The sequence below is a fragment of the Burkholderia sp. A2 genome, assembly GCF_001729305.1.
Taxonomy (GTDB): domain Bacteria; phylum Pseudomonadota; class Gammaproteobacteria; order Burkholderiales; family Burkholderiaceae; genus Burkholderia; species Burkholderia sola.
The window spans coordinates 1-11,960 of sequence record NZ_LZXX01000153.1 but is presented as its reverse complement, the minus strand read 5'-3'; the positions used below and the strand labels follow the sequence as shown (position 1 = coordinate 11,960).

The following is an 11,960-nucleotide window of genomic DNA, read 5'->3' as shown; positions in this document are numbered from 1 at the left end:
GATCCGCCCTGCCCCGCTCCAACCGCCCCAACCGCCAGCGCCGCGCGAACCGGGCCTCGCCGAACGCGCATTCGGCGCTGCGCGCGACTGGCTGCTCGGCGGCAACACGGTCGTGCGTGTCGGGATCATCGTGCTGTTCTTCGGCGTCGCGTTCCTGCTCAAGTACGCGGCCGACAACGCGATGCTGCCGATCGAATTCCGCCTCGCGGGCACGGCGCTCGCCGCGGCCGCGCTGCTCGCGATCGGCTGGCGCGTGCGGCCGCGCCGCGCCGCATACGGCCTCGTGCTGCAAGGCGGCGGCGTCGGCATCCTGTACCTGACGATCTTCGCCGCGACCAAGCTTTACGCACTACTGCCCATCGGCGCCGCGTTCCCGCTGATGGTCGCGGTCTGCGCGCTGAGCGCGTTCCTCGCGGTGCGGCAGAACGCGCTGCCGCTCGCGTTCATGGGCAGCGCGGGCGGCTTTCTCGCACCGATCCTGCTGTCGACCGGCCAGGGTAATCACGTCGCGCTGTTCAGCTACTACGCACTGCTGAACGCGGGCATCTTCGCGATCGCGTGGTTCAAGGCCTGGCGCCCGCTGAACCTGCTCGGCTTCGTGTTCACGTTCACGATCGGCTCCGCGTGGGGCGTGACGGCCTATCGCCCCGCGCTGTTCGCAAGCACCGAGCCGTTCCTGATCCTGTTCTTCCTGATGTACGTCGGCATCGCGCTGCTGTATGCGGTGAAGCGCGAACTCGCGCTGCGACACTACGTGGACGGCACGCTCGTGTTCGGCACGCCGATCGTCGCGACCGCGCTGCAGGCGTCCCTCGTGAAAGGCATGCCGTTCGCGCTCGCGTGGAGCGCGGTCGCGCTGTCGGCGTTCTACGTCGCGGTCGCCGCATGGCTCGCGCGGCGCCGCGATCGCCTCGGGCTGCTGTTCGAATCGATGCTCGCGCTCGCCGTCATCTTCGCGACGCTCGCGGTGCCGCTCGCGTTCTCGGGGCCGACGACCAGCGCCGCGTGGGCCATCGAAGGCGCGGCCGTCGTGTGGCTCGGCGTGCGCCAGAAACGCCTGCTCGCGTTCGGCTTCGGGCTGCTGATGCAGGTCGCCGCGGCCGGCGCGTTCTTCACGAGCTTGCTGAGTCCGGCCGACGCGACCGCGCTGCCGGTGCTCAACAGCCCGACTATCGCAATGCTGCTGATCGCGCTCGCCGGCCTGTTCACCGGCTGGTGGCTGCACGGGCGCGGCGAAGCCCGCGCATGGCACGGGTGGATGCCCGAGATCGGCGTCGCGGCCGCCGCGTGGGGGCTGCTGTGGTGGGTCAGCGGCGGGCTGCACGAAATCCTCGTCCACGCGAGCCGTCACGTCGATCTGCATGCCGATCGCTTCGTCGTCGATACGACCGTACTGTTCGCCGCCGGTACCGCCTGGCTCGCGCACGTGGCGCGCCGCCGGCTCGCCTGGCCGCTCGCCGAATGGCCCGCACTCGCGCTCACGCCAGTGCTGGCGCTGCTCGCGCTGCGCGCGTTCGATGCGCACGAAGCGCCGCTGTCGGGCATGGGCGCGTTCGCGTGGCCGGTGGCCATCGGCGCGGGGCTTGCGCTGCTGTGGCGCCAGTCGCGCGGCACGACCGGCGCCGCTGCCGCGAACGGCGCGACGCCCTCCGTTGCAACGCGCATCCTCGCGCCGCTGCATACGCTGACGTTCTGGACCGTGTGCGGTCTGCTGTCGCTCGAAGGTTTCTGGCGCCTGCGCGCGTTCGTCCCGGAAGGCGCATGGAGCTGGAGCGCATGGGCGTACGGCTTCGGCGCGCTGCTCCTGCTCGTGTCCGGCCCCGGCTCCCGCCCGCGCTGGCCGGTCGCGGCGTTCCCGCGCGCATACCAGGTGTGGGGTGCGGCGCCGCTCGCCGCACTACTGTGGCTGTGGAGCATCGCCAGCACGGTCAGCGACGGCGACGCAGCGCCGCTCTTCTGGCTGCCGCTGCTCAATCCGCTCGACATCGCGCAAGGTCTCGTGTTCGTCGCGTTCGCCGCGTGGCTGCGCCGCCTCAGAACGCTCGGCATCGCGTGGCATCCGCGCGCCGTCGACTACGTGGCGATCGCGACCGTGTTCCTGTGGTTCAACGCGCTGATGCTGCGCACGCTGCATCACCGCTTCCACCTCGGCTACGACATCGACATCGTGCTGTCGTCGTTCGGCATCCAGCAGGTGTTCATGGTCGGCTGGAGCCTGTTCGCGTTCGCCGGGATGTGGCTCACGCGCCGCGACGGCATCGCGCGCCTCTGCGCATTCGCGTCGCTGCCGCTGATCGTCGTGATGTGGGCGTGGACCTTCTACGCGAACTTCACGCAGGACGGCGGAAGCTGGGCGCGCGTGCCGCTGTTCAATCCGCTCGATCTCGTGCTCGCGGTCGTCTATGCGCTCGCCGCTTCGTGGTTCGTGCGCGCGCGCAAACTCGGCTGGACCTTCGGCACACATCGTGTCGAGCTGCTGGGTGCGGCCGGTGCGACCGGGTTCCTGTGGCTGAACGCGATCCTGCTACGCACGTTGCATCACTGGGCCGGCGTTCCGTACGAATTCGGCGCGATGGCGGAATCGACGCTCGTGCAGGCATCGGTGTCCGTGTACTGGACAGTCTGTGCGCTCGCGATCACGATCTGGGCCACGCGCCGCGGGCTGCGGCCGCTGTGGTTCGTCGGCGCCGCGCTGCTCGCGCTGACGGTCGTCAAGCTCTTCCTGTTCGACCTGTCGCACGTCACCGGCATCGAGCGCATCGTGTCGTTCATCGGCATCGGCGTGCTGCTGCTGTTGATCGGCTATTTCTCGCCGCTGCCGCCGAAGGCCGCCGCGCAACAGGACTGCCAGCCATGAAACGACTCGCCGCCCTGCTCGGTCTGAGCCTGCTCGCGTCGTTCGCGACGGCCGACGGCGTACCCAACGCAGGGCGCGTCACGCAGCGCTTCGCGCTCGACCTCGACGGCAGCGCCGCGTATTACCAGCTCACCGTGCCGCAGCCCGTGTATGCGGCGAGCCGGCGCGACGATCTCGGCGACGTGCGCATCTTCAACGGCGCGGGCGAGCCGGTGCCGTATTCGCTCGACGCGCCGGCCGCGCCCGCCGTGCCGCCGTCGCGCGCGCCGGTGCACTGGTTCCCGCTGCCGCCCGCGCGCGCCGAGAACGGTAGCGCGCCGCTCGGCGTGACGGTCGGCCCGGACGGCGCGCTGCGCGCGGCCGTCGCGCCGCCTTCGCCCACCGGGCATGGCGCGGACCTCGTCGACCTGTCGCATACCGACGGCAGCATCGATGCGCTGGTCGTGCATGTGGACGACGACAGCTACCAGGGCCGCGTGTCCGTCGAAGCCAGCGACGACCTGCGCAACTGGCGACCGCTCGGCAGCACGCAGTTGCTGAAAGTCGGCCGCGGCAACGACCTGCTGGTGCAGGAACGCATCGCGCTCGACGGTGCGACGCCGCGCTACCTGCGGCTGGACTGGCTCGACGGCGCGCCGGCAATCGCGTCGGTCGACGTCGAGACGCATCCGCGCGACGCACGCGGCGCCGACACGGCGTCCGTGCCGCGCCAGTGGCGCGACGCCGTGCGGATACGCGCGGGCGCTGCGCCGGGCGAGTATCTGTTCGACACGGACGGCGCGTATCCGGTCGACCGCGTGCGCATCGACCTGCCGCAGCCGAACACCGTCGCGCGCGCGACGCTGCAAAGCCGCGCCGATGCGCAGGTGCCGTGGCGCGACGTCTCGGCCGCGGTGCTGTTCCGCCTGCAGGGCAAGGGCGGCGAGCAGCGCAATCCGCCGCTCGAGTTCGCGGCGAATACGGATCGCGCGTGGCGGATCGTCGTCGACATGCGCAACGGCGGCCTCGGCGGCGGCCGGCCGGCGGTCGCTATCGGCTGGCATCCGGCCGCGCTGACCTTCGTCGCGCGCGGCACGCCGCCGTTTACGCTCGGCGTGGGCGATGCATCGCTCGTGTCGTCGGCCGTGAGCCGCGACGCGCTGCTGGTCGGCATGGCGCCCGAAGTACGGCCCGCCCGCGTCGGCGCGGCGCTGCCCGTATCGGCGGTCGCGACGGCGGCGGCCGCCGATGCGGATGCCGGACGTCGCTACGTGCTGTGGGGCGCGCTGATTGTTGCGGTCGGCGTGCTCGGCACGATCGCGTGGCGCCTCGCGAAAGGCGGCGGCGACACGCGCAGCCGCGACGAGTAACGTCCGCACGCATGTGCGTGCCGCTTGACGCGCCGGCCCGTTCCTTGGGCCATCGCCACGCGCGATCGCACCGATTCGTCGAGTGGTCCGCGCTCCGTCTTTACGTGAAGGCCACGCGACGCGTCAGCGGCGCGAATCGGAACCCGCCCGCCGCCATCGGGCCACGAAGCGGCCGTGCTGACGCGGCCGCCACGGCGACGACCGGCAACTGGCCGCACCGGCCGCGCGGCGCGCCGCGAAACCTCCGCCGCGACGCAGGCCCGACTCGCGCCGGCCGATCGCGACGATGCGCGGCGCCCACGCATGCATGACCCGCCGCACGGCCGCCACGCGCGCCGCCAGCCGCGACGCCGGCGACACGCGCCGCGCGGCGCGTGCAACGGGCCGCTTGCACAGGATCGCGCTGTCGTAGCGCTTGCCGGCAAAGCGCATCACGTCGACCACCTCGAAGCCCTGCGCGCCGTAGAACGCCAGCAGGTGCGAAGCCGGATGCGGCGTGTCCAGCGCGAGCAGCGCATAGCCGCGCAACGCAGCCCACTGCTCGGCGAACGACAGCAGCAACGCGCCGATCCCGCGGCTTTGACACGCCGGGTCCACCGCCACCTGGCGCACGCTCGCGACGCCTTCGCGCCGGTACAGCGAGCAGGCCGACGAAGGATCGGTCGCATACAGCGTGGCCGTGCCGACGACACGCCCGCCGCACACGGCGACATAACACTCGCCGGCTTCCGCGCGGCGGCGCGTGACGTCTTCGTCCTGATCGACGCACGTGCAGTTGAGCCCCATCGCACCGAGCCGCGCGAACGCACGATGCAGCATCGGCGTGAGTTGCGCATAGCTGTCGATTGCCGGATCGAAACGCCGGACGATCACCCGATCGGCGCACGCGGAAGGCGGCGCGGCAGGGGTGCGTTCGGCGATCGCGTTCCAGGGTATCGACATGGCCATGCTCCGTGGTGAAGATGCCCGAAGTCTAGGAGCGCGCCGGTCGCCATCGCAAGAAAAAATGTCGTAAAAATGCCGCGGTAACGTGGCTGACGGAAGTGCCGGGTACGGTGCGTTTCGATGCCGTGCGCACGTCGCGGCGAACGCCTCGAAGCACCGATCGTTGCACGCGCAAGCAACGCATCAAGCGGATGAGATCGAGGCCCGGCGCGCACGCCGTTGACACGTACTGCCCCGCGCTCCAGACTCGCTGCTCCGTCACAGCATCGCGAGCGCCCATGGTCACCTGCTTCCTCCGCTACGTCGTCGATCCGTACAAACTCGTCGAATTCGAAACCTACGGGAAGATGTGGATTCCGCTCGTCGAGCAGTTCGGCGGCACGCATCACGGCTACTTCCTGCCATCCGAAGGCGCGAGCAACATCGCGCTCGCGATGTTCTCGTTCCCCAGCCTCGCCGACTACGAGCGCTACCGCGAACGCTCGAAGGACGATCCGGCCTGCCAGGCCGCATTCCGCTACGCGGAGGACACGCGGTGCATCGTCAGCTACGAGCGCAGCTTCTTCCGGCCGGTGTTCGAGTAACGGGCGCATCGCCGCGCATCGTGCCCCGTTTTCCGGCCGAGGACGAAAAAAAGCCCCGCCAGCATCCGCGCGGCGGGGCCAACCCATGTCAGTAGAGACATCATGGAGGAGACGAGCCCATCTTATCGAGCCCGGCGCACCGTCCCAACCAAGCATTTCTGCTATCGATCTGCGCGGCCGCGCACACGGTTGCCTCTCCGCGCGGCATATCGATAGAACGAAAAGTCGTTTTCAGAGTGGCGACGGGGTCGTTACCATCTGGTTTTAAGCCTGTGCTTAGCCGGGCAAGCCACTCCAGGAGCGCCCCTTGACTGCATTCGATCAACACCGCCGTCCGTTCGTCGTCGGCATTGGCGGAACCACCCGGGCCGCGTCGTCCACCGAACGCGCGCTGTCGTTCGCACTGCGCGGTGCGCAAGCCGCCGGCGCGCGCACGCGCCTGTTCGACGGCCCGTTCCTGCATACGCTGCCGCACTACGCACCCGAGCACAAAACGCTGACCGACGCGCAGCGCGAGCTGATCGACGCCGTGCGCGAGGCCGACGCGATCATCATCGCGACGCCCGGCTATCACGGCGGCGTGTCCGGCCTCGTGAAGAACGCGCTCGACACGCTCGAGGAACTGCGCGCGGACGACCGCCCGTATCTCGACGGCCGCGCGGTCGGCCTGATCGTCACCGCGTACGGCTGGCAGGCGGCCGGCACCGTGCTGACGTCGCTGCGCTCGATCGTCCATGCGCTACGCGGGTGGCCGACGCCGTTCGGCGCAACCGTCAACACGCTGGAAACGCGCTTCGAAAGCGCCGATAGCTGCTCGGATCCGAAGGTCGTCGCGCAACTCGAGACGGTCGGCGCGCAAGCCGCCGAATTCGCGCTCGCGTTCGCGTCGCATCGTGCGGCCTCGCATGCGGCATCGGTCGATGCGCTCGCGCCCGTGCTGAAGGTCGCCAACCAGTAACCTCCGCATTCCGCCGCGCCCCTCCGGTCGACACGATTCGACGCAGGTGCGCGGCGCGTCTTCCGACGCGCGGCGATGTGCCGGGCGTGCCCGTCTCGCCTCTCGAACACATCGTTCGCGCGTACCGCCCCGATAACGATTCAGCCCGCCGCATGATTTGCATTGGCCGAAAGATTGGTTCACGCGGCCGGCAGGTTTTCGTACGCTGAAAGTCCGAACTTTTTACGCGCACGCCATGAACCGTACGATCCGCTACAAGGGCTATGAAGTCGCTCCCGCTGCCGCCCGGTTGCCGAACGGGCTGTTCGCCGCCAACCTGACGATCGAACGCGCGAGCGGCGGGCCGTCGCCGCGCTCCGTGTCGTTCGACGCGATCGATTTCTTCTTCGAGGAAGAACACGCCCTCGCGTACGCCTCGCGCTGGGGCCGCCTCTGGGTCGACACGAACGCGTGACCGCGCGGGGCCGGCGTGCACATGGCCACTCGAAAATACGCGATGACGGAAGCTGTGCAAGAATCTTTCGATCCGTAATCGCATAACAATAGCCATGACCGACACGCTGCAGGACGAGCATGCCGCGGCAGATCACGCGATGCGCAACTGGACCTTCGAGAGGCAAGGCCCGGTCCGGATCGGTTCCGATGCGCACAAGCAGATGTTCTGTCGGATGCTGCTCGACACACACAATCCGTACAAGCCGGCGGTAATCGACTGGCCGGCGCTCCAGCCGGCCGAACTCAGACGGCTCACGTCGCTGCCGATCTGGGACATCGCGGTGCAAACCGAAGGCCGCGCGTCGATTCGCGTCGCGACCTACGCCGCGACGGTCGACGATCCGCTGCTGCGCCGCGCGCTCGAGATGGACGGCGGCGAGGAAGCCCGCCACAAGGTCGTGCTGTCGAAGCTCGTCGAGGCGTACGGCATCCGGCTCGCGCCCGAGCCGGCCTACCCGGCGCCGACCGATCCCGAATGGTCGTGGATGATGACGGGCTTCAGCGAATGCATCGACAGCTTCTTCGCATTCGGCCTGTTCCGCTCCGCGCAGCGCTCCGGTTATTTCCCGCCCGAGCTCGTCGAGACCTTCGAGCCCGTGATCCAAGAAGAAGGCCGCCACATCCTGTTCTTCGTGAACTGGTACGCATGGTACTGGCGCACGATGCCGTGGTGGCGCCGGCCGTGGTTTTTCGCACGTGTCGCGGCCGTGTGGGTGCAACTGATCCGTGACCGCATGAACATCGCGCGCGGCATCGACGCCGACGGCGCCGCGCGTGACGCGAATTTTCCGGCGACCGGCACGGCCGATATCGGCGATGCGCTGAACCCGCGCGAACTGATCGAGCTGTGTCTCGTGGAGAACGACCGGCGGATGGCCGGTTACGACAAGCGCCTGTTGCGTCCGATGTTCGTGCCGCGGATGGCGCGGCTTGCGCTGCGGTTTCTGAAGAAGTGAAGTCGGGCGCTTGCCGCGGGTGATGCGGCAAGCGCCCGAATGGGCCCACGCCCGCTCGGGTGTGGCGCGCCCGATACATTCGACCCCTCCCTCTTTTTCCTCGACACGTCGGGCGCCAGCGGCATGGCGGGCACATCGCCGCCCTCCGGATCTGACATTTCAGCCACCGCCGCTCCCCTCGACGCTCGGTCTCTGACGGCCTGTCGACCCTCCCCGAAACGCCCGCCGCGCGCGCGCCCGCTCGAGTTCCGGCATGCGCGCCGATTCCGCGCTGATACCGATGTCAACGCGATCGTCAATAGGACAAAACCGATAAATTGACGCGAATCGTTTCCTCTGTCGCCTCTGTAGCACTTTTTTACAACTTCCACGGTCCGGGCAGGCCGCAACGCCCGCCGCTCGGGCCCCTGCGCCGCGCGAGATGCGCAAACCAGCACAATCCAAGACGCTCGACATCCGACCAATCTAATTATCAGATAACCAGCCAATACCAAGAATAATTCGATTCAAACAAAAACATTAACAAGTTAATAAAATATCAAAAGCATTATTCGCAAATCCACCTTTCAACATTACAAACATGAAAGACTTCGACTGCGCGCAAACGTTTGCGGCCTCATTCATCTTACTTTTATGCCTCTGAGTTGTGTTATCCACCGCACACAACCATCGTAACCATTTGATTTTTATAAGAAATCACCCTCATTGCCGGAGTAGTCCGTGCGCTGCCCGACACAATCTCACATCCTTGACGTTCGCTTTTCCCCAGCACATCAAAACGCGGCGCATTAACCATTCTTTAACTTTAAAACCACTTCATTTATCACTGTTTATCAATCTCCAAAATCGACCTCCAATAAACTCCGCCCATCAATTTTGAGATTCGCGCGAGCGCACGGAGCAATCCTCTAACAAAAGAGACCGGTGTGTGACGTGCACATTTGGAGGTAGGTAGGACATGAACCGCACATACCGCTCGATCTGGAACGAGGCACTTGGCGCCTGGGTCGCTGCATCGGAAATCGATTCGGCACGGGGCAAGCCGAACAAGTCGGCCGTCGTGGTCGCCGCCCTCGCGGCGCTGGCGATCAGCCTGCCAGGACTGGCCGAAGCCAATACGCTCAACACACAGCAAACCTGCTTCACCGGAAGCAACGGCGCGGTCGGCCGCGTCAACCCGGGCGGTACGCAAAACCAGGCCGGCGACGGCTCCGGCACGTATTCGGTCGTAGCCGGATGTAACTCCAACGGCAACGGCTGGACCGGTGTCACGGTATACGGCTCGTTCGCGCAGGCGACCGGCAACGGCGCCGTCGCCACCGGCATGCAATCGTCGGCCGGCCTCTGGGGCGTCGCGGCCGGCCTCGAAACCACCGCCAGCGGTGCCGGCGCGACCGCACTCGGCTTCGGCTCGACGGCGAACGCGCTGAACTCCGTCGCGATCGGCGGCGCAGGCGGCAACGGAACGACGCCGCTGTCGCAGGCAAACTCGACCATCGCTTCGGGCGCGGGCGCAGTCGCCATCGGCAGCAACGCAACGAAGGGCGCGCAGTCCGCCGCGTCGGACGGCATCGCGATCGGCGGGCAGTCGTCCGTCGCGTCGGCCGCCACGTCGGGTATTGCAGTCGGCCGCGGCGCGACCGTCAACGGTGCATACGGCATCGCGCAAGGCGACGGCGCGGTTGCGGGGGTCGCGGGGAACACCTCGATAACGAATAACGTCGCAGTCGGGGCTGCAGCATCTTCGACAGGTGGCAATGCAATTGCACTGGGTGGTGGCGCCAAGGCATCCGGGGCCAACAGCATGGCAACTGGCTTCAACGCAAGCGCCACCGGGCCCACGAGTTACGCGGCCGGCTTTGCTGCGGTTGCGTCGAACACGGATGCAACGGCTATCGGCAATCAAGCCACTGCAAGTGGTGCACAGGATACCGCCATCGGTGTGACGGCCGTTGCGTCGGGCGGGAACGGGATCGCGCTCGGCAACAAAGCGGCCGCAACGGCCGCGAATGCAACCGCCGTCGGTGCGACCGCTACCGCGTCAGCCGGACAAGCCTCGGCATTTGGCCTCGGCGCGAATGCAAACGGCACGAACGCAACGGCGCTGGGTATCGGAACCGTCGCGTCGAATTTCGCTACGCTGGCTGCCGGCAATCAGTCGACCGCCGCGGGTTCCGCCGCTGTGGCACTGGGAAATACTTCAACGGCGGGGGCGAATTCGTCGGTTGCAATCGGCGATACCTCGAGCGTGTCGTCGACGGCCGGTTTGGGTTCAACGGCGATTGGTTACCGTTCGACTGTCAAGTTCGGGGTCGGCGCCGTTGCGATCGGCAGTCAACAGACCGCGAGCGGTAACGGCGCGGTGGCGATCGGCGATCCGAACATTGCGAACGGCACGGGTGCCGTGACGCTGGGTGCAAACAACGTCGCCGCAGGCAATGCAGCGGGAACGACGGCGGCGAACGGCGCCGTGGCAATCGGCAACAGCAACAGTGCGATCGGCCAGGGCTCGGTTGCACTGGGCAATAGCAGTACGACTACGGCGGCCGGCGGCATCGCGATTGGCGATACCGCAGTATCCGGCGCGACGAATGCACTGGCATTCGGGGCTGGCGCCAATGCGAACGTGACGGGCTCGGTTGCGCTCGGCCCAGGTGCGACCACGACCGCTGCCGCCGGTACAGCGACGGGCGGCACCGGTGCTGTCAGCAGCACGACGATCGGAAGTCAGACATTCGGTACCTATGCCGGCGCGAATTCGGCCGCTGGTGTTGTGAGTGTGGGCGCCGCCGGTTCCGAGCGCCGCATCCAGAATGTGGCGGCCGGCTTGATCGGTGCAAGCAGCACGGACGCGATCAACGGCAGCCAGCTTTACGCGGTGGCCAGCACCACGACGTCGAGCATCGTCAGCTTGTCGACTTCCACGTCGACGGGTCTGTCGTCGGCGAATAGCTCGATCACGTCGCTGTCGACGTCGACTTCGACCGGCATCAACTCGCTGTCCACCGGCCTCAGCTCGGCAAACAGCTCGGTGACGTCGCTTTCGTCTTCCACGTCGACGGGCCTGTCGTCGGCGAATAGCTCGATCACGTCCCTGTCGACGTCGACTTCGACCGGCATCAACTCGCTGTCCACCGGCCTCAGCTCGACCAACAGCTCGGTGACGTCGCTTTCGTCCTCCACGTCGACCGGCCTGTCGTCGGCGAATAGCTCGATCACGTCCCTGTCGACGTCGACTTCGACCGGCATCAACTCGTTGTCCACCGGCCTCAGCTCGACCAACAGCTCGGTGACGTCGCTGTCGACCTCCACGTCGACCGGCCTGTCGTCCGCCAACAGCTCGATCACGTCGCTGTCGACCTCGACTTCGACCGGCATCAACTCGCTGTCCACCGGCCTCAGCTCGGCTAACAGCTCAGTGACGTCGCTTTCGTCCTCCACGTCGACGGGCCTGTCGTCGGCCAACAGCTCGATCACGTCGCTGTCCACCTCGACTTCGACCGGCATCAATTCGCTGTCCACCGGCCTCAGCTCGGCTAACAGCTCGGTGACGTCGCTTTCGTCCTCCACGTCGACGGGCCTGTCGTCGGCCAACAGCTCGATCACGTCGCTGTCGACCTCCACCTCGACCGGCATCAATTCGCTGTCCACCGGTCTCAGCTCGGCAAACAGCTCGGTCACCTCGCTTTCGTCTTCCACGTCGACGGGCCTGTCGTCGGCCAACAGCTCGATCACGTCCCTGTCGACGTCGACGTCGACCGGCATCAACTCGTTGTCCACCGGCCTCAGCTCGGCAAACAGCTCGGTGACGTCGCT

Annotated in this window: 8 protein-coding genes; 7 read left to right on the top strand and 1 reads right to left on the bottom strand. The window is 67.3% G+C overall.

The genetic code is table 11. From position 1 onward, the window contains the following. Together A9Z05_RS33265 and A9Z05_RS33260 are read left to right on the top strand one after the other, a co-directional pair. Positions 1 to 2,857, top strand: a 2,857-nt coding sequence (locus A9Z05_RS33265) for a DUF2339 domain-containing protein (protein WP_069621787.1), incomplete at its 5' end; no start/stop codon positions are given. Then, positions 2,854 to 4,206, top strand: coding sequence for a DUF3999 domain-containing protein (locus A9Z05_RS33260; protein WP_069621786.1), 1,353 nt, complete (start codon positions 2,854 to 2,856; stop codon positions 4,204 to 4,206). The genes A9Z05_RS33265 and A9Z05_RS33260, both read left to right, overlap by 4 nt. Positions 4,207 to 4,329: 123 nt before the next feature. Here A9Z05_RS33260 and A9Z05_RS33255 read toward each other — a convergent pair whose 3' ends face one another. After that, on the bottom strand, positions 4,330 to 5,148 hold the full coding sequence (locus A9Z05_RS33255) for a GNAT family N-acetyltransferase (protein WP_069621785.1): 819 nt from the start codon (positions 5,146 to 5,148) through the stop codon (positions 4,330 to 4,332). Between the two features lie 281 nt (positions 5,149 to 5,429). Here A9Z05_RS33255 and A9Z05_RS33250 point away from each other — a divergent pair, with 281 nt between their 5' ends. The 5 genes from A9Z05_RS33250 to A9Z05_RS36695 all read left to right on the top strand — a co-directional run. Continuing rightward, on the top strand, positions 5,430 to 5,735 hold the full coding sequence (locus tag A9Z05_RS33250; RefSeq protein ID WP_069621784.1) for an NIPSNAP family protein: 306 nt from the start codon (positions 5,430 to 5,432) through the stop codon (positions 5,733 to 5,735). Positions 5,736 to 6,042: 307 nt separating this feature from the next. Continuing rightward, complete coding sequence (locus tag A9Z05_RS33245) at positions 6,043 to 6,693, top strand: NADPH-dependent FMN reductase (RefSeq protein WP_069621783.1); 651 nt, start codon at positions 6,043 to 6,045, stop codon at positions 6,691 to 6,693. 235 nt (positions 6,694 to 6,928) lie between these two features. Beyond that, a complete protein-coding gene (locus A9Z05_RS33240) occupies positions 6,929 to 7,147 on the top strand; it encodes a hypothetical protein (RefSeq protein ID WP_006480563.1) in 219 nt (72 codons plus the stop codon). Between the two features lie 94 nt (positions 7,148 to 7,241). Then, positions 7,242 to 8,144 (top strand): aminomethyltransferase, encoded by a 903-nt coding sequence (locus A9Z05_RS33235; RefSeq protein ID WP_069621782.1) that lies wholly within the window; start codon positions 7,242 to 7,244, stop codon positions 8,142 to 8,144. A gap of 958 nt (positions 8,145 to 9,102) precedes the next feature. Beyond that, on the top strand, positions 9,103 to 11,960 hold a 2,858-nt coding region (locus A9Z05_RS36695; RefSeq protein ID WP_256122161.1), incomplete at its 3' end, for an ESPR-type extended signal peptide-containing protein.